The sequence below is a fragment of the Paraburkholderia strydomiana genome (assembly GCF_031456815.1).
Lineage (GTDB): Bacteria > Pseudomonadota > Gammaproteobacteria > Burkholderiales > Burkholderiaceae > Paraburkholderia > Paraburkholderia caledonica.
Genome location: NZ_JAVDVL010000004.1, coordinates 512459 through 537005, shown reverse-complemented (window position 1 = coordinate 537005; position 24547 = coordinate 512459). Strand labels below are relative to the sequence as shown.

Sequence of the window (24547 nt, the reverse complement as noted above, 5' to 3'; positions counted from 1 at the left end):
GTTTTTGCATGAGTCGCTCGTCATCGTCTGATCTCGCGCCTGCCGGCATTCCGCCCGGGCGCTTCAACCCATTGGCCGACACCTCGCTGTCGGCGATCGTCGCGGGCTTCGTCGCGATGATGACGGGCTACACCAGTTCGCTCGTGCTCATGTTCCAGGCGGGTCAGGCCGCACATCTGACGAATGCGCAGATTTCGTCGTGGATCTGGGCGTTGTCGATCGGCATGGCCCTCTGCACGATCGGACTGTCGTTGCGGTTCCGCGCCCCGATTGTGATTGCGTGGTCGACGCCCGGCGCGGCGCTTCTGGTGTCGTCGCTGCCGCATGTGCCTTACGGGCAGGCGATCGGCGCGTTTATCGTCTGCGCGCTGCTGCTGACCATTGTCGGACTGACGGGCTGGTTCGACACGCTCATGAAGAAAATCCCCGCTGGCATTGCGGCCGCACTGCTGGCGGGCATCCTGTTCGAGATCGGCATCGAGATCTTTCGCGCCGCGCAGTTCCAGACGGCGCTCGTTCTGACGATGTTTCTGACCTACCTGGTCGTCAAACGCATCGCGCCGCGTTACGCGATTCCAATGACGCTGATTGCCGGCACGATTGCTGCGGGCGCCCTCGGCCTGCTCGACTTCAGTCACTTTCAGGTGGCGCTCGCGCATCCCGTCTTTACGATGCCGGCGTTTTCGCTCGCCGCGAGCGTCAGTATCGGGATTCCGCTTTTCGTCGTCGCCATGGCGTCACAGAACGTGCCCGGCATCGCGGTGCTGCGCGCGGACGGCTATACCACGCCGTCGGCGCCGCTGATTTCCGCGACGGGAATCGCGTCGCTGCTGCTCGCGCCGTTCGGCTCGCACGGCGTCAACCTTGCCGCGATCACGGCGGCGATCTGTACCGGCCCCGAAGCGCACGAAAACCACGGCAAGCGTTACATGGCCGCGGTGTGGTGCGGTATCTTCTATCTGATCGCCGGCGTTTTCGGCGCGACCATTGCGGCGCTGTTCGCGGCGTTTCCGCGCGAACTCGTCGTGTCGGTCGCGGCGCTGGCGCTGTTCGGCTCGATCATGAGCGGACTCACCAACGCAATGCAGGACGTCAGGCAGCGCGAAGCGGCACTCGTGACCTTCATGGTGACGGCGTCGGGGCTGACGTTGCTCTCTATCGGGTCGGCCTTCTGGGGGCTGGTGGCGGGCGTGCTCACCCAGGTCGTCCTGAATGCGCGGCGCGCATGAGTACGTGCGATGGCCCGCGCGTTGCGGGTGTTCCTGCATGCGGCGCATAGCGGCACCTTAGCTCGCCCGCAACCGCGGTGAATGCCAGTGAAATAGCTGTGAACGGATCGCCGCTGCCAACTGTCAACACTACATCCGACGATCCGCCATAAAATAGAAGCATCCGGCAGCGTTTCCCGGCAACATCGGGCAAATGTTGCAGCGTGACTCGCGGCCGCCGGGCCCGGTCTTTCATTCCGGCGGCGACCTCGTTCTCCTGAACCACGGCGCATGCGCCCTCTGAAGGCACGAATATGACAACCGCACTCGAGCAACTCAAGCAATACACCACGGTCGTGGCCGATACCGGTGACTTCCAGCAACTCGCGCAGTACAAGCCGCAGGACGCGACCACCAATCCGTCGCTGATTCTGAAGGCCGTCCAGAAAGACGACTACCGGCCGCTGCTCGAAAAAACGGTGAAAGACCATGCGTCGAAGCCGATGGGCGCGATCATCGACCAGTTGCTGATCGCTTTCGGTACTGAAATCCTGAAAATCATCCCCGGGCGCGTGTCGACCGAAGTGGATGCGCGCCTGTCGTTCGACGTGCAAGGTTCGATCGCCAAGGGCCGCGAAATCATTGCGCTCTACAAGGACCACGGCATCGACCGCGAACGCGTGCTGGTCAAGCTGGCCTCCACCTGGGAAGGCGTGCGCGCGGCCGAAGTGCTGCAGAAAGAAGGCATCAACTGCAACATGACGCTGCTGTTCTCGCTCGCCCAGGCCGCCGCCTGTGCCGACGCCGGGGCGAAGCTGATCTCGCCGTTCGTCGGCCGCATTTACGACTGGTACAAGAAAAACGCCGGCAGTGCGTGGGACGAAGCTAAGGACGGCGGCGCGAACGACCCGGGCGTGCAGTCCGTGCGCCGCATTTACGCGTACTACAAGAAATTCGGCTACAAGACCGAGGTCATGGGCGCGAGCTTCCGGACCACGGGCCAGATTCTGGAACTGGCAGGCTGTGATTTGCTGACCATCAGCCCGGATCTGCTGCAAAAGCTGCACGAAAGCACCGAGAAGGTCGAGCGCAAGCTCTCGCCGGACAGCGCGAAAGACGCCGACATTGAACGCGTGCCGGTGGATGAAGCGTCGTTCCGCTTCCTCGTCAACGACGAGGCCATGGCAACCGAAAAGCTCGCCGAAGGCATCCGCGCGTTTGCGGCCGACGCAGTGAAGCTGGAAAAACTGATCGAAGCGCTGCGTTAAGCGTCCGCGTCAGTCGCGGCGGTCGTCGTACGTCGGCAAGACTCGGCGACCCAAGCAGGCGATCACAACTCGCGGCCCCGAACCTCATGGTTCGGGGCCGCGTTCCGTTTACCGGGAATCCGGGATTCCGGGTATCCGCTCATTCTTTCATCCGCTGACGCGGCCTTCGGCCGTTTCCGGCGAGCCGTCTTTTCCTCACGACACAAAGTCACAATCGCGCGAAAACCGTTGCCTAAAATGGTCTGCACGCCTGCTGCTTTGCCCGCCATACGGCGCGAAGGCGTTCATATCCACATTTCGGGAGACGATGATGGAAGTTCAACCCTACGTTTTTTTCAACGGACGCTGCGAAGAAGCGCTCGATTATTATCGTCAGCACCTCGGTGCCGAGGTCACGTTCATGATGCGCTTCAAGGACGCCCCGCCCGACTCGCAGAATCAGCCGCGGGCCGGCGTCGAAGACAAGATCATGCACGCGAACGTTCAGATGGGCTCGACACAGTGGATGGCGTCCGACGGCAATTGCGACCAGGACGCGAAGCCCATGAGCGGCTTCAGCCTGTCGCTGACGGCGGACGACACGGCATCGGCGCAAAAATACTTCAACGCCCTCGCCGACGGCGGTCAGATCGTGATGCCATGGGGCGAGACCTTCTGGAGCAAAGGCTTCGGCATGACGGTGGACCGCTTCGGCCTGATGTGGATGGTGACGTTGCCGCAAGAGTGATCGGCCCGAGCCCTCGCGAGGCACCATGACCGGACATCACCGGCATCATCTCTAACTAAGCCTTCTGCAGAACCCGCGAGCGCCGCTCGATGTTCCAGTTCACCTCTGTCTCGAGTAACGCTGCGCGCAGGCGGTCCACCTGTTCCGCGAGCCGCTGCCCGAGCCAATACGGCCCTTGCAGGTCGGGCGGGAGTTTAGACGCGACGTTTCCCGCGGTTCGCACGTGCGGCGACGCGGCCGGAGTGCAGTCCACCGGCCCGCCGCCCGCCGGATCGCCGGCCGCCGGAATCCCAAAATGCGTCGCGCGGCCAAAGCGCAGGCCGCGCGCAATCGCCAGCAGCATGGCGCGCACCGCCCGCACCTCCGCGCCGCACTGTTCGGCATACGCGGTGCGCGCGGCCGCGCCGGCCTGCATCAATGGACCGGTGGCAAGCAGTTCGAGCGAACTCAGCACCGAGCGATGCAGCCGCTGAATCTCCTCGAGCTTCGCCTGCGGCACGTCGATCTCCTTTGCCACCGAAGGCATCAGCGAACGCAATTGCACGAGCCGCCGGTTGATCGCGAGAAACCGCTTCACCTGCTCTTCCTCGCCAATCGTCTCGCCCTCCAGCAAACGCGTGTAGATTTGCGCGCACTCGCGCAGATTGGCCGCAATACCGTAGCGCCATGAATAAGTGGCGTGTAGCGGCAGCGCGAATGAAAAAGCCAGCGCAATCACAATGCCGATCAGCACGTTCAGCGTGCGCCATAGTCCGACGTCGATCAGATTGTCGCCATGCCCCGCGACGATGCACATCGTGATGGCCGTCAACAGCCCGATATAGCCGGACGAGCCGATCGCGAACCACGCGCAGATCGCGGCGAAGATCGACATCAACACGTAGGTGAGCGGCAGCGAGCCAAGCAGATTCTGCTGCACGATCAGCAGCAGACCGATCGACGCCCCGAGCAAGGTGCCCGCGGCCCGCTCCGCCGCTTTCTTGCGGATATTGCCGTGATGCTGCAAACCGCCGATCACCACGAGCAGCGTCACCGACGACCAGATGCCGTGCGGAATGTCGATACCGGTTGTCGCGAGAATCGAGAACAGCATTGCCAGTCCTACGCGCAGGCTGTGCAGGACCTTCGCGTGTCGATAGCGGTAATACGGCGACGTGATCGCGCGAACCATCCGGCTTACCGCCGAACGGCGCGGAATCACGGTGCGGGAATCGGCAGGAGCCATGGCGGAGTTGAAGACGCTTGTGAGAGACGGTCCCGCTATCGTGCCCTGGAGTGCGCTGCAAACACAAACGCCCGCAGACTTTCATCTGCGGGCGCTGCGTTTGAGTTGCATCGTTTCGCTTGCCGGCCGGCATGCCCGGCCGCCAACAAGCTTGCGACGCTTAGCTTTCGACCACGTCCAGATAGTCTTCCGGACGCGTGCGGTCTTCGGCGCGCTGCATGCCGAACGCGCGCACCAGCAGGCTCACCACCACGGCCACCACCAGGTTCACGATCAGCGACCAGACAGCCGCGTAACCCGGAATCGCCATGCCGAGCAGGTGGATCGTAAAGATCGAACCGGCGAGCTTCAGCGAAACGGCCATCCACGTGCCGGTCGCGATGCCGACCGCCCAGCCGAGCAGCAAGCCGCGATAGTCGAGCACTCGCGTGTACAGACCGAGCACGATCGCGGGCAGCGTCTGGATGATCCAGATGCCGCCGAGCAATTGCAACTGGATCGCATACGTGAGCGGCAGGCCGAGAATGAACGCCACTGCGCCGACCTTCACGATCAGCGACACCAGCTTCGCGACGTTGGTCTCCTGTTCGTGCGTCATGTTGCGATTCACGAACTCCTTGTGGATGTTCCGCGTGTACAGGTTCGCTGCCGCAATCGACATGATTGCCGCCGGCACCAGCGCGCCGATGCCGATCGCCGCGAACGCCACGCCGACGAACCACGACGGGAAGAAGTGCAGGAACAGCGCCGGCACCGCGAAGTTCGGACCGAACGCCTTGAAGTACGGTGCGAATTCCGGCATGTCCTTCACGCCCGAGGCAAGCGCCATGAACCCGAGCAGCGCGAGCAAACCGAGCACCAGCGAGTAAGCCGGCAGCATCGCCATATTGCGGCGGATCGTATTGCCCGATTTCGACGACAACACCGCCGTGATCGAGTGCGGGTACAGGAACAGCGCGAGGGCCGAACCCACCGCGAGCGTCGCATACGCGCTATAGCCGTTCAGACTCGACACGTCCGGCGCCTTCAGCAGCAGCTTGGCCGGCGGCACCGTTGCGAAGATGTGGCCGAAGCCGCCCAGTTGCGGCGGAATCACAATGATCGCAGCGAAGATCGTAATGTAGATCAGGACGTCCTTGACCACGGCGATCATGGCCGGCGCGCGCAAGCCCGACGTGTACGTGTAGGCAGCCAGGATCGCAAACGCGATGATGAGCGGCAGATCGCCGACGAAGCCCTTCGTGTCGAAGCCGAGCGCGCCGATCACCACTTCGATCCCGACCAGTTGCAATGCGATGTACGGCATGGTCGCGACGATACCCGTCACCGCGATTGCGAGAGCGAGCATACGGCTGCCGTAGCGTGCCGATACGAAGTCCGCCGACGTCACGTAGCCCTGACGTTTCGCGATACTCCACAGTTTCGGGAAGACGACGAACGCGAACGGGTAGATCAGGATGGTGTACGGCAGCGCGAAGAAACCGGTTGCGCCCGCACCGAATACCAGCGCCGGCACCGCGATGAAGGTGTACGCGGTATAGAGGTCGCCGCCCAGCAAAAACCAGGTGACGATGGTGCCGAAGCGCCGGCCGCCGAGACCCCACTCTTCCAGATGCGCAAGATCGCCGCGCCGCCAGTGCGCCGCGATAAAACCGAGAATGGTGACGCCGATAAAAAATAGAACGAAGACGAAAGTCGCGATGGCGTTCATTATTGTGCGTCCCCCTGAGGACGGCCCGACGAGCGCGCCTTGGTCTTCATATAGACGAGCGCCGTAATGACTGCGCTGATCAGCACCCAGAGGAGCTGATACCAGTAGAAAAACGGAAAGTCGAACAATACCGGTTCGACCTTGTTGTACGACGGCACCCAGACCATGGCGATCCAGGGCAACAGCAACAGCCAGAGCCAGTGCTTGCTGGCTTTATTCGCGTCGGCGTCGTGAGCCATGACGTCTCCTCTTCCCTATTATTGAAATGTTGGCCCGTGTTCGACGGGTGCTGGACCGCCACGCGGAAAACCGCCTCGCGGCAGCAAGCCCGCGGAGGATCGCCCCGCGTGAGACACGAGTGCCCCGAAAGCCTCGAAAGAGTATAGGAGCCGCGAACGTGCGGTCAAGCAGGGAGGACCCGAGGCATTGACACTGCCGCAAGAGCCGACAGGACGGTGTTTCAGCGGATGTCGGGCGGGAGAAGTGCCTTGGCGAGAACCTGGTCAGGACCCACGCGCAGCGCGGGTCTTGAGGCCTCGGCGCGTTCGCGTGCGGAGGAGAAAACAGCGGATTTCCGGCGCAATGCCGGATAGATAGCAGATCTGAATTCCGTCGCGCGGATGCGACGCTCGTCAGGGTGAGGCCGGTCAGTTATGGCCCGGCCCCTTGCGGCGCTATGCGATCAGATGACGAACGACGCGCCCGTCTGTCCGGTCGACTCCTGCAGACCCTTGATCCATTTGCGGGCGGGCAAGCCGAGTTCCGCTTCGATCAGTTTCGCGCGTGTTTGCAGCGCCGTGAACGGCACGTCGAGCGCGGGGCCGGAAAACGCAATCGCGATGCGGTTGCCGTCGTGCACTTCCGGCAGCGCGACGACGCGACCGTCGAACGCTTCGTTCAGACGCTTCATGTTGCGCACAAAGCTCGGGTGATCGCCGAACAGATTGACCGTTGCGACGCCCGCATCGCTCAGACACGCGCGAGCCGCACGGTAGAAGCCGACGCTGTCGAGCACCGGGCCGCGCGCCGTTGCATCGTAAATATCGATCTGCAATGCGCCGATCGTGCCGTGGTTCGCGCGGTCGTTGACGAAGTCCCACGCGTCCGTCTCATGCATGGTGAGGCGTGCGTCGTCCGGCGGCAACTCGAACATTGCGCGAGCGGCGATGACCACCGCCGGGTTTACTTCGACCGCCTCGACTTTGGCGCGCTTCAGGAAGCGATGTGCGAACTTGGTGAGCGCAGCCGCGCCAAGGCCGAGCTGGACGATGCGCCTGGGCGTTTCGATGAACAGCAGCCACGCCATCATTTGCTGAGCGTATTCGAGTTCGATGTGGTCCGGCTTGCGCAGACGCATCGCGCCTTGCACCCATTCCGTGCCGAAATGCAGATAACGCACGCCGCCCTCTTCCGAAAACGTGACGGGCGCAAAACGCGGCTTGCGCGGCGTTTCGATTTGCGGCGCGTCGTGCAGATCGTCGTCGTGCGGCGACTTTTTCTTGTTGCGCGCCACCTCGCGCTTGCCCGCACCGTCGGCATTGCGGTTGCGGAATGCACGCGCTTCAGCCGAAGCGCGCTTGATGAGTTTCGTCATGTCAGGATGTCGCGCCACAGGCGCAATTTTTGATCGAACGAGAGCATAGCATTGGCCGGACTGGACGAAGGCAATACGAGGGTCGTGTAGCCCGCCTCGCCGATCACCGGCGCGAAGCGGCCCGCCGTCTTGCCGTTGAAGCAGACCTTGCGCAGCTTCGGCGCGTGTTCGCGTAGCGATGCAAAGTCGTTCGGCTGCGCGTTGCGAATGGCCGCATCGAGACTGCCTTCGCGATGGCACGCGGCGAGCACGTCCCACACACCGATCCCGTGAGAAAGCACGCGCCGCAGCCGCTCTTCGTAGGCGAGTTCTGCGAGTGGGTCGTCGAGCACGGCGCCAAGCAGACGCCAGAACTGGTTGCGCGGATGCGCGTAGTACTGGGTCGCGGCGAGCGACGCCTCGCCGGGAAAGCTGCCGAGAATCAGCGTATGTGTGTCGGCGGCGACAACCGGAGGAAAGCCGATCAGCATTATCTGCTCCGCTCGCTGGCCGCATGGGACACGGGATGCGCGCGCGATGCCGTGTGCTCGATCGGCCGGCCATGTTCGCGCATGCGCGGGTGACCTGCGGGAGTGGAGTCGACGGAGGGAGCGAGTGAGCGGCGAGCGCCGCCTGCGTTCGCTAATGACGCAAGATGCGTCCACAGTGCCGGCAGGAAACATTCGGTGACCATCAGCGGCTCGCCATGCCGCTCGAACACCGAGCGGCGCGCCGACAGTGCGTGCGGCGGCACCCCGCCGACTTCACGCGCCGCCAGCCGGTACAGCGGATGCCGCGCGGTCACGCGGCGGCTGACAAGCGCCGATCGCGCGACGCTGCTATCGCTATACAGCAGCTCGGCAAGCGGCCGCGTGCGCAGGCGTCGCGTGGCTTGCCATACGCCGACGCTCGCGGCCAGAGGCGCAACACTGTGCGCGGCGACGAACGGCACGGCATCGACCGACAAGACGACCTCGCGCACCCACACCGGCGCGCGCGCGGGCAGACCCAACGCGGCATGCTCGTCGGCCCAGGCCAACGCCACGCCTTCACGCGTGACACGCACCGCGACTTCGCCGAGCGCGCGCAGATGCGCGGTCAGCGAACCGCCACGGGTCAACCAGTCTTTCTGCGCGGCGCCGAGGCCAGGCGAGGGAGCGACGCGCCAGTGCGCGTCGGCAGCATCGAAACGGATAGGCATGGGTTCGGATTATAACGGCGCGACTGTCGGACGATTGCCCGGCCCGCACGCGTCTTTTCCGACGATCCGGCTGCACCGCCGCATCGGTATCGAAATGCCCAATCGGGTCGCCGATTTCGGAAAGGTCCGATTCTCCAACGCCGCGACCCACGATAAAACCTCCGTGCTTTACGAACCGGCGATTCGCCCGCTGTCGACGGGCGCGCCATCCGATGTGCAAACGAACGAGAGAGCAAACATGAAGAAAATTCTGAGCATGAGCGCCTGCGCAATATCGGTGCTGCTGATGGCTGGCTGCGCCGCGCCGTTGAACCGCGATACTGAGACGTCGTTGAACAAGGCCGTGGGCATCGAGGTTGCACCGGTCGCGGATGGCGTCGCCGTGAAGCTGCCCGAGAAAGCGCTGTTCGATTTCAACAAATCGGAAGTGCGCGGCGATGCGAGCGCGGTGGTCGACCGGTCCGCGGTGCTGCTCAAGCGCAGCAAGAAGCCGGTCATCGTCGAAGGCTACACGGACAATGTCGGCACGCTCGACTACAACCAGCAACTCTCGGAAGCGCGCGCCACCGCGGTGGGTTACGCGCTCGTGGCGCGCGGCGTGACGATGGAGCGCATTCGCACCAAAGGCAACGCGTACAACAATCCGGTTGCAAGCAACGACACGCCCGAAGGACGCGCGCTCAATCGCCGCACTGAGATCGTGGTGCGCGGCGAAACCATGGAAACGTTGATGGGCAAGAAGTAGGCACCAGCCTCTTCAGGCGGATTACGCTAGTCACACCCAGGGCCGGCTGCGCCGCGCGCGCCCGGCTCATCTGCCGATTCATTCGCCAACTCAGCTGCAGACTCAGCTGCCGACGTACTCCTGCAGCGCCTGCGCGACGTCAGCGAGCACCGTTTCCCATTGATTCAACTCACGCTGTCTGAAAAGACGCATTGACGGATACCACGGACTATCGGCGCGTCCGGCCATCCAGCGCCAGTCTGTAAAGGTGGGCACCAGTACCCACACCGGCGTGCCGGAGGCGCCGGCAAGATGCGCGACCGCAGTGTCTACGGTAACGACCAGATCGAGCGACTGAATGATCGCCAGCGTATCCATGAAGTCGTGAATCTCCGGTCCGAGAACATGCATGTCGATCTCCTCGGACAAAGCCGCCGCGTCGTGCTGCGCCGCCCCTTTTTGCAGCGAGAACCAACGCACGCCCGGCTGCTCCAGAAAAGGCGGCCATTGCTGAAGCCCAATGGACCGATAGCGGTCGAGCGCATATGCGGGATTGCCCGCCCAAACGATCCCGACGCGCTTCGTGAACGGCCCTTGCGCCTTGACAGAACCAAGTGCGTCCATGCGGTCACGCCAGCGCTGCATCGCTGCAGGCTGTGCCTGCACATAAGTCGTGGCAAGCGGCAACATCGGCAATTCGAGTTTCATATGCGCAGGCATGCTCAACATGCGGCACCAGTAGTCGTACGGGCCGGGCGGCGCTGTGGTCCATGCCGCATGCACGCCCGCCGCATGGCGCGCCACATCGCCAAGCGGCTCTTCGATCCAGACGTCCACCTGCGCGCCACGCCGATGCAGCCAGTCGGCCATACGCAGAAACTGGATCTGATCGCCAAGGCCCTGTTCGCCGATCAGCAGGAAACGGCAACCGAGCACGCGCTCGCCTTGCCACTCCGGGAAATCCGGGCGAACCAGATCGTGATTTTCCGGTAGTGCGTCATGCCACCGGTATTGCTTCCAGCCTCGTTCGAAATCGCCCGCGCGGAGCTGTGATGCCGCGAGGTTGAACTGCATCGACGGGTTGTCCGGCATGAGCCGGGCGGCCTCGGTGGTATGCATCTGCATGTGCTCGAAGTCGCCGAGCATATTGAGCGCGAACGACGCGTTGTGATGCAGCCAGGCGTTGTTCGGTTCAACGCTGATTCCCTGCCTCGCGACGCTGACCGCGTCCGCAAAACGATGCGCGCTGTTCAGAGTGAATGCGAGTTGCTGCAGAGCTGCTGCGTCGGAACTGCAGCGTGCGCGCAGGGCCGGCAACAGATCGCCGATCTCGGCATCGCGCTGCGCCTTCGACAAAGCCGCGATCAGCATGAACGCATCTGCAATGTTCGCGGAGTCGAGCGCCCATGCTCGCGCCCAATAGTTCGCTGCATCGGCGTGCTGCTCCTGTTCCGTGCAGATCTGCGCGAGCGCGCGAACCGCATGGTGCAAAGTGGGCTCGAAGCGGATCGCGGTCTGATAGTGTTGGCGCGCCTCGGCGAGTCGCGCGGAGAGCTTCAGGCAATCAGCAAGATTCCGATGAATGCTGGCACTCTCACCACTTAAGTTCAGCGCGCGATGGTAGAACGCCTCGGCCGCGATCCGATTGCCGCCCAGTACCGCAAGCAGTCCGCGATGTTCCCAGATATCAGCACGATCGGGCGCGAGGTTTAGCGCGCGATCCAGCAGCTCGCAGGCACGCTCGAGCGCGCCGTCGCGAAAGTATGCAAGCCCTAGTTGATGCAGTGCGTCTGCGTCTGAATCTGCATCTAGGTCGGCTGGCAGGGCCTCGCTGCGTGATAACCCCGAATCGCCCGTGTCAGTTGTCATCAGCCGGTTACTGCCGGATGCGCTGCGTGGCTCGATTCCTTGTTGGTCGCGCCGGCCGCCATCAGCGCTTGCAGGCGCGCCGTCACACGCTCGATGACGGGAGCCCAGTGCCCCGGCTGCGGCTGCCTGAAGAGCTCCACCGAGTAGTACCAGGGTTGCGCCTCCTCGTTGCCCCACGCCCAGTGCGACACGTGGTCGAGCATCGCCAACACCGGCCGCCCTAACGCGCCGCCAAGATGCAACGGTGCACTGTCGACCGTGACTAGCGCGTCGAGCGCACCGAGATGGGCGGCAACGTCGTCGAAGCCGGCGTGATATTGCGCCGTCATGTCGCACACGCTGTAACCCTGCGCGGTCAGCACCGCGACATCGGCCGCACGTCCTGGCGTAAGCGAATAGAACATGACATCTGCAAGCGACAGCAACGGTTCAAGCGTTGCCCGCGCAATCGAACGCTTTTCGTCGCGACGATGCGTAGGGCTTCCCGCCCACACGAGCCCAACATGCAGTCTCGCCTGCGGCGCCTGTCTGCGTAGCTGCTCACGCCACGCGCTCACCTTGTCCGGATCTGCGTGAAGATACGCATCGCCCCGGATATGCTCCGGCTGCAGGTCCAGCACAAGCGGCAAGCTCATGATGGGCAGGCTGTAATCCGGCGCGCCGAGCGGGCCGTCTTCGATGGACACGCAGTCCGCGTAAAAACGCGTGAGTAGCGCGTGCAACGACTTGCGCACGCAGAGCACGAGCCTGCCGCCTTCCTGACGCACGCGGTCGGCAAGTTGCGGGACATAGCGCACCATGTGAATGTCGTCGCCGTTGCCCAGTTCGCTGTGCACGACAAGCGTCTTGCCGGCGAGCGCCTCCCCTTGCCAGCGCGGACAAAGGCGAGCCATAACCGAAACGATATTGTTCGGCTCGCGGTCGTCGCGTGCGAGGCGTGCCTCGAAACGCTTCCAGCCGCTTGCCCATGCGCCGCGCCGCAGATCCAGGTCTGCAAGATCGACTGCCGGCGTCACCGCGTGCGGATTGACCGCGAGTGCTTCTCGCAACATCGCGGCACTATCCTCGTAGCGCGCCTGTTCGCATAGATAGAAGCCAATCGCGGCGAGCACGTCCGCATTGCCTGGCGACGCAGCATTCGCGGCGCGCATGGTCGCCTCGGCCGCCGCGGCGTCGTTACACTGCCATTGCGCGTGGCTGAGCTGCCACGCCATTTCCGCGTCTGCGGGATTGCGCGCCAGCGCCTCGCGGCACACGTGCTCGACCGCAGTCCAGTCGCGAACCTCGCGCAATGCCAGCACGAACTGCAACGGCAACGCCGGATCGACGGCCGGATCGAGCGAATATGCGCTCGCGAGCGCGGCACGCCGCTCCTCGCGCGCGCCCGGACCGCTGGCCCCGCCCGCCCCACCCGCCGCACCGAGCGAAATAGCCAGCCACCACGGCGCGCGCGCGTCATGCGGCGCTCGCTGCCGATAGGCGCGCAACATATGCGCCGCCGCGGAATGCGCGCCACACCCGTTGATGAGCCAGACGATCCATTCGAGCGTGGTGGCAAGCGGCTGCGCGGCGACCGCGATCTCGCTGTGATGCCGCGCGACCTCGGCGCGGGCGAGCGCGTCGGCAAACAGCGCAAGGCGAGCATGGCGCGCGCCGCCGGCTTCAGCTTGTGCCTGCGATGCGCTGTGATACGCCTCTTCAAAACGCCCGGCGCTCGCGTGCAGATCGGCATGCAACTGCCATGTCACGCCAGCGGCGGCCAGTTCGGCCGCACGCAGCACTGCCGCGTGGTGGCCCTCCTCGCGCAGAACCGACCAAAGAAGATGAACCGTCTCGAGAGGCGTTGTGACATTGATCAGTGCCGCCGGAGCGGCCAAAGCGGAATCGGACATGAAAACTCAGAAAGTGCCGCAACGCGCAGGCGCTTCAATCGCCAAAGAGATTCCACGCGCACGGCTTGTACAAAAAGTGGCTCGAAGAACGTGCCCGATCTTCGAGCCGCCCAGTTTCGAAGCGCGACGGTCAAGATAATGCCGTGCCCTGTGTCTCATAAACTAATCTCAATTTATGGTCGTTGATTAGTTTTAGTTAGTTAACCATAATTAATTTTGCACGACGTCGAAATAAACCCAAGGCGCCGAGCAAATCTATAACTAGCAGCAGGGAGTCAGCTTGAGTACTACAAACGTAAAGGAAACTTCTGACCGTATCGCGCATCTTGCGTCGGTCGTATTGGCTCGTCAGGGCGCTACCCATATCGAGAAAGAGCTAGCCGGCTCCGCGCTCGCGCAACACCACACTGCTAAACAGACGAGCGCGGCAATCGGCAGCCTCGCGGCGCAGGTGCTCGGCGATCATCATTCCAGTTTCGAGGCGAAGGAGCTGGCCGGGAGCGTGCTTGCGCAAGTGCGTCACCTGCACGGGCTAACATTCGCCCATTAATGCACATGCAGTGACCGATCCGGATTTCTCTCGGTCGGCCCATAACACCACAAAGCGCGCGGCAAAAAAAATGCGCTGCCGAAGCAGCGCATTTTTCTTCCACTAGGGTTTAGCGTCGGTTCGACGCTAAACGATCAGGCTCAGTTCGCGCGCGCAAGCAACAACGCGTTCGTACGCTTCACGAAGCTCGCCGGATCTTCAAGCGCGCCGCCCTCGGCCAGCAAAGCCTGGTCGAACAGCAGGTGGCACCAGTCGTCGAAGTTCGCGCTATCGGCATGCAAGCCCTTGACCAGTGCGTGCTCCGGATTCACTTCCAGAATCGGATGGAACGAAGGCGCCTGCTGTCCTGCGGCCTTCAGCATGCGCTGCAGGTAACCGCTCATCTCGCCGTCGTCGGCAACGAGGCACGACGGCGAATCGGTCAGCCGGAACGTGAGGCGCACGTCTTTTGCCTTGTCCTTCAGCGCTTCCTTCATCTTGTCGACGAGCGGCTTAAGCTCCTCGCTCACCTTTTCCTGCGCCTCTTTTTCCTCGTCGTTCAGCGCGCCCAGATCGAGATCGCCGCGCGCCACGCTTTGCAGCGGCTTGCCGTCGAATTCGTTCAGGAACGATAGCATCCATTCGTCCACGCGGTCGGTCAGCAGCAGCACTTCCATACCCTTCTTGCGGAACACTTCGAGATGCGGGCTGTGCGTCGCGGCCTGCCAGGTGTCGGCGGTCACGTAGTAAATCTTGCTTTGCTCCGGTTTCATGCGCGCGACGTAATCGGCGAGCGACACATTCTGCTCCGGCGTTTCCGTATGCGTGGACGCAAAGCGCACGAGCTTGGCAATGCGCTCGCGATTCGCAAAATCTTCGCCGATGCCTTCCTTCAGCACCTGGCCGAACTCTTTCCAGAAGCCGGCGTACTTCTCCTTGTCGGCGTCGTTATCCGAGTTGGCCAGATCTTCCAGCATCGACAGCGCGCGCTTGGTCACGCCCTCGCGGATCGCCTTGACGTCGCGGCTTTCCTGCAGGATCTCACGCGAGACGTTAAGCGGCAGATCGCTCGAATCGACCACACCCTTGACGAAGCGCAGGTACGCGGGCAGCAGTTGCTCGGCGTCGTCCATGATGAACACGCGCTTCACGTACAGCTTCAGCCCGCCGCGATGATCGCGGTTCCACAGGTCGAACGGCGCGTGGCTCGGCACGTAGAGCAACTGCGTGTATTCGCTCCGGCCTTCGACGCGGTTATGTGTCCACGTGAGCGGATCCTGATGATCGTGCGACAGATGCTGATAAAACTGCTTGTACTGCTCTTCGGTGATGTCGTTCTTCGCACGGGTCCACAGCGCGCTGGCCTGATTGACGGTCTCGTCCTCGTCTTTCGTGACCATCGCGCTCTTTTCCGCGTCCCACTCTTCCTTCTTCATCAGGATGGGCAGCGCGACGTGATCGGAATACCGCTGAATGATCGACTTGAGCCGATGCGACGACAGCAGTTCGTCTTCATCTGCACGCAGATGCAGCGTGATGGTCGTGCCGCGCGCGGCGCGCTCGATCTGCTCGACGGCGAAATCGCCCTCGCCGGCGCTTTCCCAGCGCACGCCTTCCGACGCCGGCAATCCGGCGCGGCGCGTCTCAACGCTGATCTTGTCCGCGACGATGAAGCCCGAGTAGAAGCCCACGCCGAACTGCCCGATCAGTGCAGCGTCTTTCTGCTGATCGCCCGACAGCTTGCCGAAAAATTCCTTGGTGCCCGAGCGCGCGATCGTGCCGAGGTTCGCGATAGCTTCGTCACGGCTCATGCCGATGCCGTTATCGTCGATCGTGATGGTGCGCGCGTCCTTGTCATACGACACGCGAATGCGCAGATTCGGGTCGTTCTCGTACAACCCGCTGTTTTCAATTGCTTCGAAACGCAGCTTGTCGGCCGCGTCGGACGCATTGGAAATCAGCTCGCGCAAAAAAATTTCCTTGTTGCTGTACAGCGAATGGATCATCAGTTGCAGAAGCTGTTTCACTTCTGCCTGAAAGCTCATGGTTTCTTGTGCCATGGTCGGACTTCCTCTCTGTTGCGAATCGGTTTTTGCGAATCGGGTGTTGCAGATGCGCTTCGGGTCAGGCGTGGCACGGGGCCGGATTGCCGACGTGCGGTGCCGTGCCGCCGGATCGTCCGCCTAAATAAGGGCGATGCGGCGCCGTTTCAAGAGGCGCGGCGCGCAACGCCGTCCAGGTAACGGCAGAGGAACGTCGCCAGTTCCGGATCCCCGCAATTGGCGATGTTGAAGCGCATCCACGTGGTAGGCGACTGCTGCGGCGAAAAAAGGCTGCCGGGCGTCAGCAGAAACCCGGCTTCGTGGCCGGCGGCCGCAAGGCCGTCGGCGTCGACTCCGGTGTCGGCCCACACGAACATACCGGCCGTGGGTGTCAGGAACAGCTTCAGGCCGGTCTTTTCCAGCATCCGCACGGATTTTTCGCGTACGCCGTCTAGCCGCGCACGCAACCGCTCGACGTGGCGTCGGTAATGACCCTCGGTGAGGATTTTGTACAGCACCCGCTCGTTCAATTCCGGGCTCGTCATGCCGACCAGCATTTTCTGATCGCTGACCGCCTTCGCGACTTCCGGCGCGCACGCGATGAAACCAACGCGCAGATTCGGCGCGAGCGTCTTCGAAAAACTTCCCAGATAGATCACGCGCTTGAGCTGATCGAGGCTTGCCAGCCGCGTGCCCGCATAGCTCGGCGGGCAGAGATCGCCGTAAATGTCGTCTTCGACCACGATGAAGTCGTACGCCTCGGCAAGCCGCAAGATGCGGAACGCCTGCGCCGCCGTCAGTGACGTGCCGGTCGGATTCTGCAGCACCGAATTGATCACCAGCATCTTGGGCCGCCACGTCTGCACCAACGATTCGAGCGCGTCGAGATCCGGGCCGTCCGGCGTATAGGGCATGCCGACAAGCCGTGCGCCTTGCGACGCGAAGCGCCCGAACATCTGGAACCACGCCGGATCGCCGACGATCACCGAATCGCCCGCCTTCACATAAATGCGCGAAATCAGGTCGATCGCCTGCGTGATGCCCGACACCATCACGATCTGCTCGGGCGACGCGCCAATCTCCAGTTCCTCGAGCCGCGTCTGCAATTGCTGGCGCAGCGGCAGAAAACCGAGCGGCGTGCCGATCCCCAGCATCTGCGCGCCGCTTTGCCGGCCCAGCGTGCGCAGCGCGTTGGTGATCAACTCGCCGTCGAGCCAGCGCGCCGGCAGATAGCCGAGACCCGGACTGCGCTCCGGGCGCGCCCCGGTATGCAGCATGTTGCGCAGCAGCCAGACCACGTCGATGGTCGCCGGCGCGGGCGCCTGCGTGACCGGACGCATTTCCGAAACCGCCGCGCCCGCCAGACGCTCGCGCACGAAGAAACCCGAGCCGCGCCGCGACTCCAGGTAACCCTGCGCGACTAGCCGCTCGTACGCCTCGACCACCGTGAAACGCGACACGCCTTTGTCGAGCGCCAGCTTGCGGATGGACGGCATACGCATGCCGGGGCGAAACACCCGCTCTTCGATGCGGCGGCGGGCCCATTGCACGAGTTGCTCGACCAGCGTCAGCGACGCCGTGTCGTGCGGGGCGGGAATTTGTGTAAGCGGGACGGACATAGACGCACTCCAACTGTACCGAACGGTATCGAATCGATTGTACCGTTACTGTGCAGGTCGCCGCCGCTACATTTGAGACAGAAGAAGCGCGCCGGCCGGATTCGCGGCGTCTTCGAAGTACCGAGCCTGGCGGCGATCCCGCCGAGCAGGCTACCGGATGCGTGAGCGCCGTTTTGCAGCGGCGAGCGAACCGATAAGGGCAAGCCGGCAAGCTAACCGGCACGCGCCCCCAGACAGACTCACGGCCAGTCGCCGTGAAGTTGCCGTGAAGCCGCCGCAAAGACCTCGCACCGCACGTTGATCGCCCGTTAAGGGCACGTCGATCGCCCGTCAAGCGCACGTTCGCGGGTCGTCGTCGCCCCGTGACCGGTTATGCTTACGTGCCCGGGCCCCCGCACACGCTGCGCGTGGTGCGGGTCCGGCCCGATGTGAAACCCGTTTTCCCGATCCGCAATGACCGCACATTTGCTTCGTCTCGATCATCTCGTTGTCTCCGCCCGCACGCTCGACGAGGGTACGCAGTACGTCGCCGACGTTCTCGGCGTGGCACCGGCCGGCGGCGGCGCGCATCCGTTGATGCGGACCCACAACCGCCTGCTGAACCTGTGGGACGGCGCGTATCTGGAAGTAATCGCAATCGATCCGCATGCCGACGCCACGCAGGAATCGGCCGCCGCCGCGCCGCGCGCGCGGCTCTTCGCGCTCGACGACCCCGCCACGCACGCGCGCCTCGAGAACGGGCCGTATCTGTCGCATTGGGTCGTCCGCGTCGACCGCCCGAAGCATCTGCCGACGTGGCAGGCCCAGTACCCGCAACGCATCCCGCCGATCGTGCCTCTCACGCGCGGCGAGTTCAGCTGGGGGCTGTCCATTGCGGACGACGGCGCGTTTCCCTCCTGGCAAGGCGCCGGCGACGGCGTGCTGCCCTCGCTCATCCAGTGGGATACGGCGCGGCATCCGTCGGAGTCACTTCCGGAAACCGGCATCGCACTAAAAGCGCTGAACGGCCAGCATCCGCAAGCCGGGACGGTGGCCGCGCAATTGCAGTGGCTAGGCGCCGCGCATCTGATAAAGCTGCATCCGACGGACGACGCAGCGGCCCCGCCCGCGCTCACCGCCGAGTTCGAAACACCCAACGGTCTACGGACCCTTAAATAGCCAGCGCGCGCGGGTCGCCGACTCGCGCGATAATCGAAGTTTTGACAGGTTCCAGACACACCAGCAGAGGAGACCATGGACCAAAGCGACTTGAAAGCCCCCACGTGGCATTTGTCCGAACGCGCACGCAAGCTCACCAGCTCGGCGATCCGCGAGATCCTGAAGGTCACGGAGCGGCCCGAAGTCATTTCGTTCGCGGGCGGCCTGCCCTCGCCGGCCACCTTCCCGGCCGAACGTATGCGCGAAGCGTCCGACCGCATTTTGCGCGACTCGCCCGCCGCCGCGCTTCAGTACAGCGCAACGGAAGGCTATGCGCCGCTGCGCGAGTGGGTCGCGAAGCGCTACTCGGTGAACGGCGCGCAGATCCGCCCGAGTCAGGTGCTCATCACCACCGGCTCACAGCAGGCGCTCGATCTGCTCGGCAAGGTGCTGGTCTGTCCGCAAAGCCCCGTACTGGTCGAAACGCCGACCTACCTCGGCGCGCTGCAATCGTTCTCCATGTACGAACCGCACTACATCCAGGTGCCGACCGACGAACAAGGGCTGATTCCCGAAGGACTCACGCCCGAACTTACCGCCGGCGCCCGCCTGTTGTACGCACAACCGAATTTCCAGAATCCGACTGGCCGCCGCCTGCCGGTCGAGCGCCGCCGCGCGCTCGCCGAATTCGCGAAGACCGCGCCGTTCCCGGTAATCGAAGACGATCCCTACGGCGCGCTGGATTATGCGGGCGAACCGCTGCCGACCATGCTGTCGATGGCGCCCGACCACATCGTCCACCTGGGTTCTTTCTCCAAGGTGCTCGCGCCGGGTCTGCGGGTCGGCTACATCATCGCGCCCGAAGAGTTGATCTTCAAACTCGTGCAGGCCAAGCAGGCCACCGACCTGCATACGCCGAGCTTTACCCAACGCATCGTCCATGAAGTGATCAAGGACGGCTTTCTCGACACGCATGTGCCGACCATCCGCGAGCTTTACCGCGACCAGTGCGCGGCAATGCTCGCCGCGCTCGAGCGTTACATGCCCGAAGGCGTGCAGTGGAACCGTCCCGAAGGCGGCATGTTCATCTGGGTGAGCCTGCCTGCGCAAATCGACAGCATGAAGCTGCTCGAGGAAGCGGTCGCACAGAATGTCGCGTTCGTGCCGGGCGGTCCGTTCTTCGCCAACGAAGCGCAGCACAACACATTGCGCCTGTCGTTCGTCACGGTGCCGCCGGCGAAGATCGACGAAGGCGTGTCGCGTCTCGCGACGCTGGTCCGCGCCAAGCTCTGAAACTAGCCGGCCCGTTCGCCGCAACCACCTCTCATTACCGACCCGAGGACACAACATGGCTCAAACTAATGTTTATGACAAGCTGAAGGAACTGGGCATCGAATTGCCGAACGCCGGCGCGCCGGCGGCCGCCTATGTGATGAGCGCGCAAAGCGGCAATACCGTGTACCTGTCCGGCCACATCGCGAAGAAGGACGGCAAGGTGTGGGCGGGCAAGCTCGGCGCCGAGCTCAGCACCGAAGACGGCAAGGCCGCGGCGCGATCGATCGCCATCGACCTGCTTGCCACACTGCACGCGCATGTGGGCGATCTCAACCGCGTCACGCGCATCGTCAAGCTGATGAGTCTGGTCAATTCCACGCACGAATTCACCGAGCAGCACCTCGTCACGAACGGTGCGTCGGAACTCGTCGCCGACGTGTTCGGCGAGCGCGGCAAGCACGCACGCTCGGCATTCGGCGTCGCGCAGATTCCGCTCGGCGCATGCGTCGAAATCGAAATGATCGCGGAAGTCGAGTAACGCATCGCGATTTAAGGCCGGCTCGTCCGGCCTGTCGCATTGAACGCGTCGCGAGGTGTCGATCACCCGCGGCGCGTTTTGCATTTGTGGCGAGGTAGCCCGTTCCCGCAGCAGCAGATAGAATCCGCGAACCCTATCAACCGCAGGAATCGCCGGACCGCCCCCGATGCCCGCTAACACAGTTCGTTTCAAACAGGTCGACGTGTTCACGTCGGTGCCGTTCAAAGGCAATCCGCTTGCTGTCATATTCGACGCCGACACGCTCAGCGCCGATCAGATGCAGGCGATCGCGCACTGGACCAATCTGTCCGAAACAACCTTCCTGTTGAAGCCGACGGACTTGGCCGCCGACTATCGCGTGCGCATTTTCACGACTCAAGGGGAATTGCCCTTTGCCGGTCATCCGACGCTCGGCACCGCGCACGCCCTGCTCGAAAGCGGCTATCAGCCGAAACAACCGGGCAAGCTCGTTCAGCAGTGCGGCGTGGGGCTCGTCGAATTGCAGTCCGTTCGTGAGGACTCCGGCCACATGCATGGCGCGTGGGCCTTCGCCGCACCGCCTGCGCGAATTTCGCCGCTGCCGGAACAGCAATACGCCGCACTGTCTACGGCTTTGCGTAGCGACGCGATAGACTTCGGCGCCACGCCGAGCGCCGTCGACAATGGCGCGCCGTGGCTCGTCGTCCGCGTGAATTCGGCGCGCGATTGTCTCGCGCTGCAACCCGACGCCGCAGCGCTCGCGCGCATCGTGCAATCGGTCGGCACGCACGGTCTCGCCGTTTATGGTCCGCACGAGGCCGGCGGCCCTGCCACGCTCGAAGTGCGCTGCCTGATGGCGGGCGGCGCGTTCGGCGTCGGCGAAGACCCTGTTACCGGCAGTGCCAATGCGGCGCTCGCGGGTTTGTTGAGTGCGCAGAATCTACGGCCGGGCGCGAGCTACACCGCGCGCCAGGGCACCGCGCTCGGACGCGCCGGCCAGGTCTTCGTGCGCTACGACGACACGAACAGCAAGACGTGGATCGGCGGCTCCTCGGTGACTGTCGTCGACGGTACGTTCCGGATGCCGTGACCGGCCCATCGTTTGCTTACATCTCACCGCATTGAATGGAGCAATCGCAAGGCTCCTGCAAGGCAGTGAAGAAGCAAACGCACGCAACTTGCCCCATTCGCCACGCTTAACCACGTTTAGCCACAAAAAGCCGCTCGCTGTGCTGAGCCGATGCAATTCGCATAAAGACCGCCCGAAAAGACCACGCACGTGACAGCCGCCATGCCGGAACGCCGAACCTCGATGCAGCATCCGAATACCAGTTCCAACGCCGTTCTATCCCGCTCATGCTCCGACTCGCGGACCGGCGGACTATGGAGCGCGCCAAGGAACCAAGCGGAAAACCGCAGCCCGGACGGACCGCAAAACAGCCTCGATACAGGCGCGGACCGCGCCAGCGTATACCCGATGCCGGGACCCTTCCTTAATCCAGTGGCATTAAGTAATATCGAAACGTACTCGACAAAGTGCGAACGATCAGGCGCCAGGCCACGCCCTTTCTTGCGCAGTAGTTCCGGCAACTTGGTCACCATGCAGCCATCCATGAAAACAGCGCCGACGACCCTCGCGCGTTCGCAACCGGCCCCCAGTCGGGTACGGGCCGCCTGATGAGCAAAACCCGCTTCTCCGATCAGCGCGAAGCCAAAAGCCGCCGCGATCCCGCTGCGTCCAGACGGCGTGCGCTGTTCGCGATTCCCGCGCTCGGCGTACTGGTGCTGGTGCTTCTATGGACCGTGATCTTCGCGCGTCTTTCCGTCGAGAAAGAAGCCACTTATCGCGAGGCCATGGCGTCTGCCGCGATTCTCTCGGCAGCGCTCGAACAGCATACGATCAAGGCGATTCACCAGGTCGATCAGATCACGCGGTTCGTCAAATACGAGTTCGAGAAGACACCGGGACGTTTCGATCTTGCCAGCACGGTTGAAAAAGGCGTCGTGCAAAGCGAGACGCTCGTGCAGGTATCGCTGATCGATGAACGCGGGCAGTTGATCGCCAATACGGCCGAGCTGAATCCCAAACGCATCGATCTGTCGGACCGCGAACACTTCAAGGTCCACGAGCACGAAAACGACGACCAGTTGTATATCAGCAAGCCGGTGCTCGGCCGCGTGTCGGGCCACTGGACCTTGCAGATGACGCGGCGCCTGAATCATCCGGACGGCACGTTTGCGGGTGTCGTCGTGGTATCCGAAGACCCGAGCTATTTCACGAGCGACTTCTACAACAACGCGGCGATCGGCCGCGAAGGCGTGATCGCGGTCATCTCCGACAACGGCAGGGTGCTCGCGCGCCGCACCGGCAGCGCCGTGAATGCGAACGGCTCGTTCTCGGCGAGCGGCTCGTATCCGACGTCGGAACACGTCTCGGGCACCTATGTCGATTCGATCGACAACGTCACGCGCATCGTGTCGTACCGGCATATCGACGGTTATCCGCTCGGCGTGCTGGTCGGTCTGTCGCAAGCCGAGGAGTTCGCCGACTACAACCATACGCGCAACGTCTATCTGCTGATGGCGGGGTTCATCTCGCTCGCCATGCTGAGCTTCTTCGCCGTGGCAACCGGCCTGATCGGCAAGCTGCTCGGCCGCGAGCGCGAAATGACGCATCTGGTCGAATACGACCTGCTCACCGGCTTGCGCAATCGCTATGCAACCTTGCGGACGCTGCGCCACGAAGTCGCGCAACCGGCCAACCTGGGCCGCCTCGCGATTCTGTTTATCGACCTCGACAACTTCAAGACGGTCAACGACACGCTCGGTCACAACGCCGGCGACATCGTGCTGCAAATGACGGCCTCGCGGCTCTCCACCGCGGTCGCGGACGACGGCACGCTAAGCCGCATCGGCGGCGACGAGTTCGTCGTTGTCATCAAGGGCGAGGACGTCGAGAAGCGCGCGGTCGCGCTCGCCGAAGCGGCAGCGGAAGCCTTCGCGAAACCGTTCGAAGTGCGCGGCAGTTCGTTCGTGCTGCATGCGAGCATCGGCATCGCGCTTTATTCGGTCGCCAACGAAAGCGAGATCGACCTGCTGAAAAAAGCCGACCTCGCGATGTACAGCGCGAAAGATGCGGGCAAGAACTGCTACCAGTTCTATTCACCGCAACTGTCGCATCGCGCCGACCATCTGATGAAGTGGGAGCAGCAGTTGCGCGTCGCGCTTGCCGAAGGGCAACTGTTTCTTGCCTACCAGCCGAAGATCGATCTCACGCGCCGCTGCATCACCGGCTTCGAGGCGCTGGTGCGCTGGAACCATCCGCAGCACGGTCTGATTCCGGCCAACGAATTTATTCCGGTCGCGGAGTCCACCGGCCTCATCGTGCCGATCGGCGACTTCGTGATCGAGACCGCGTGCAGGCAACTGGCCGTGTGGCAGCAGCAAGGCTACGACACGCTGTCGCTCGCGGTGAACATTTCGGCTGTGCAGTTCTGGCGCGGCGATCTATACGAAACGGTGTCGCACGCGATCGAGGAAAGCGGCATTTCGGCACGCCGCCTGGAACTCGAAATCACGGAAACGGCGATGATGGAATATCCGGAACTCGTCTCCGAAAAGATCTTTGCGCTCAAGCGCCTTGGCGTGCGGATCGCACTCGACGACTTCGGCACTGGCTATTCGTCGCTGTCGTATCTGAACCGTTTTTCCGTGGATACGCTGAAGGTGGACCGCTCGTTCGTTCAGGCTATTCCGGGCGACCGCAGCGTTTGCGTGATGGTCACCGCGATCGTCAATCTGGCGCGCTCGCTTGGGCTGACGGTGGTTGTCGAAGGAACGGAAACGGAAGAGCAGATTGCGTGGCTCGCCGCGCTCGGTCATATCGAGGCACAGGGTTTTCTGTTTTCGCGTCCGGTTCCTGTCGACGCAATTCCGGCGCTGCTCGAACGTTTCGGCGTGTGCGGCATGACGGGCCGGCATCCCGTTCAGGAAACGAATACGAGCGCCAGCACCAGCACGAACGGCTAGG

20 protein-coding genes are annotated in these 24547 nt (G+C 63.2%); 10 read left to right on the top strand and 10 right to left on the bottom strand.

Annotation, left to right across the window (positions count from 1 at the left end):
• Positions 1–8: 8 nt before the first annotated feature.
• The 3 genes from J2W46_RS14885 (at position 9) to J2W46_RS14875 (ending at position 3203) form a co-directional block, all read left to right on the top strand.
• A complete protein-coding gene (locus J2W46_RS14885; protein ID WP_310354641.1) occupies positions 9–1229 on the top strand; it encodes a benzoate/H(+) symporter BenE family transporter in 1221 nt (406 codons plus the stop codon).
• Positions 1230–1522: 293 nt separating this feature from the next.
• A complete protein-coding gene (gene tal, locus J2W46_RS14880) occupies positions 1523–2476 on the top strand; it encodes a transaldolase (protein ID WP_087752976.1) in 954 nt (317 codons plus the stop codon).
• A gap of 310 nt (positions 2477–2786) precedes the next feature.
• Positions 2787–3203: a VOC family protein gene (locus J2W46_RS14875; RefSeq protein WP_020065315.1), complete on the top strand. Its 417-nt coding sequence runs from the start codon at positions 2787–2789 to the stop codon at positions 3201–3203.
• A 55-nt stretch (positions 3204–3258) separates the two neighbouring features.
• Here J2W46_RS14875 and J2W46_RS14870 read toward each other — a convergent pair whose 3' ends face one another.
• The 6 genes from J2W46_RS14870 to J2W46_RS14845 all read right to left on the bottom strand — a co-directional run bounded on the left by J2W46_RS14870 (position 3259) and on the right by J2W46_RS14845 (position 8913).
• Complete coding sequence (locus J2W46_RS14870) at positions 3259–4428, bottom strand: FUSC family protein (protein ID WP_310354638.1); 1170 nt, start codon at positions 4426–4428, stop codon at positions 3259–3261.
• A 160-nt stretch (positions 4429–4588) separates the two neighbouring features.
• A complete protein-coding gene (mctP, locus tag J2W46_RS14865; RefSeq protein WP_310354635.1) occupies positions 4589–6139 on the bottom strand; it encodes a monocarboxylate uptake permease MctP in 1551 nt (516 codons plus the stop codon).
• Positions 6139–6378 (bottom strand): DUF3311 domain-containing protein, encoded by a 240-nt coding sequence (locus J2W46_RS14860; RefSeq protein WP_020065312.1) that lies wholly within the window; start codon positions 6376–6378, stop codon positions 6139–6141. Before J2W46_RS14860 ends, mctP begins: the two co-directional genes overlap by 1 nt.
• A gap of 443 nt (positions 6379–6821) precedes the next feature.
• Positions 6822–7733 (bottom strand): class I SAM-dependent methyltransferase, encoded by a 912-nt coding sequence (locus J2W46_RS14855; protein ID WP_310354633.1) that lies wholly within the window; start codon positions 7731–7733, stop codon positions 6822–6824.
• Positions 7730–8203, bottom strand: a complete 474-nt coding sequence (locus J2W46_RS14850) for a DNA-deoxyinosine glycosylase (protein ID WP_020065310.1) — start codon at positions 8201–8203, stop codon at positions 7730–7732. Before J2W46_RS14850 ends, J2W46_RS14855 begins: the two co-directional genes overlap by 4 nt.
• Entirely contained in the window at positions 8203–8913 is a 711-nt protein-coding gene (locus J2W46_RS14845) for a chorismate--pyruvate lyase family protein (protein WP_310354631.1), read from the bottom strand. The genes J2W46_RS14850 and J2W46_RS14845 overlap by 1 nt, the downstream gene beginning before the upstream one ends.
• Before the next feature lie 238 nt (positions 8914–9151).
• Between J2W46_RS14845 and J2W46_RS14840 the strand changes: the two genes are divergently transcribed.
• The gene (locus tag J2W46_RS14840; RefSeq protein WP_087751296.1) at positions 9152–9658 is read left to right on the top strand and encodes an OmpA family protein; all 507 of its coding nucleotides are present in this window, start codon (positions 9152–9154) and stop codon (positions 9656–9658) included.
• A 102-nt stretch (positions 9659–9760) separates the two neighbouring features.
• Here J2W46_RS14840 and J2W46_RS14835 read toward each other — a convergent pair whose 3' ends face one another.
• Positions 9761–11506: a tetratricopeptide repeat protein gene (locus J2W46_RS14835; protein WP_310354629.1), complete on the bottom strand. Its 1746-nt coding sequence runs from the start codon at positions 11504–11506 to the stop codon at positions 9761–9763.
• Positions 11506–13398, bottom strand: a complete 1893-nt coding sequence (locus J2W46_RS14830; RefSeq protein WP_310354627.1) for a tetratricopeptide repeat protein — start codon at positions 13396–13398, stop codon at positions 11506–11508. The genes J2W46_RS14835 and J2W46_RS14830 overlap by 1 nt, the downstream gene beginning before the upstream one ends.
• Positions 13399–13678: 280 nt before the next feature.
• Between J2W46_RS14830 and J2W46_RS14825 the strand changes: the two genes are divergently transcribed.
• Complete coding sequence (locus J2W46_RS14825; RefSeq protein ID WP_020065305.1) at positions 13679–13948, top strand: hypothetical protein; 270 nt, start codon at positions 13679–13681, stop codon at positions 13946–13948.
• 140 nt (positions 13949–14088) lie between these two features.
• Here the strand turns inward: J2W46_RS14825 and htpG are convergent, their stop codons facing one another.
• On the bottom strand, positions 14089–15987 hold the full coding sequence (htpG, locus tag J2W46_RS14820; RefSeq protein ID WP_310354625.1) for a molecular chaperone HtpG: 1899 nt from the start codon (positions 15985–15987) through the stop codon (positions 14089–14091).
• A gap of 149 nt (positions 15988–16136) precedes the next feature.
• Positions 16137–17588: an aminotransferase-like domain-containing protein gene (locus J2W46_RS14815; RefSeq protein WP_020065303.1), complete on the bottom strand. Its 1452-nt coding sequence runs from the start codon at positions 17586–17588 to the stop codon at positions 16137–16139.
• A gap of 453 nt (positions 17589–18041) precedes the next feature.
• Between J2W46_RS14815 and J2W46_RS14810 the strand changes: the two genes are divergently transcribed.
• The 5 genes from J2W46_RS14810 to J2W46_RS14790 all read left to right on the top strand — a co-directional run bounded on the left by J2W46_RS14810 (position 18042) and on the right by J2W46_RS14790 (position 24546).
• A complete protein-coding gene (locus J2W46_RS14810) occupies positions 18042–18746 on the top strand; it encodes a VOC family protein (protein ID WP_310354620.1) in 705 nt (234 codons plus the stop codon).
• Positions 18747–18821: 75 nt separating this feature from the next.
• Complete coding sequence (locus J2W46_RS14805; protein WP_310354618.1) at positions 18822–20018, top strand: aminotransferase-like domain-containing protein; 1197 nt, start codon at positions 18822–18824, stop codon at positions 20016–20018.
• Between the two features lie 55 nt (positions 20019–20073).
• A complete protein-coding gene (locus J2W46_RS14800; protein WP_020065300.1) occupies positions 20074–20538 on the top strand; it encodes a RidA family protein in 465 nt (154 codons plus the stop codon).
• A gap of 166 nt (positions 20539–20704) precedes the next feature.
• Positions 20705–21607, top strand: a complete 903-nt coding sequence (locus J2W46_RS14795) for a PhzF family phenazine biosynthesis protein (protein ID WP_310354616.1) — start codon at positions 20705–20707, stop codon at positions 21605–21607.
• A gap of 587 nt (positions 21608–22194) precedes the next feature.
• Positions 22195–24546: a bifunctional diguanylate cyclase/phosphodiesterase gene (locus tag J2W46_RS14790; protein WP_020065298.1), complete on the top strand. Its 2352-nt coding sequence runs from the start codon at positions 22195–22197 to the stop codon at positions 24544–24546.
• Position 24547 lies beyond the last annotated feature (1 nt).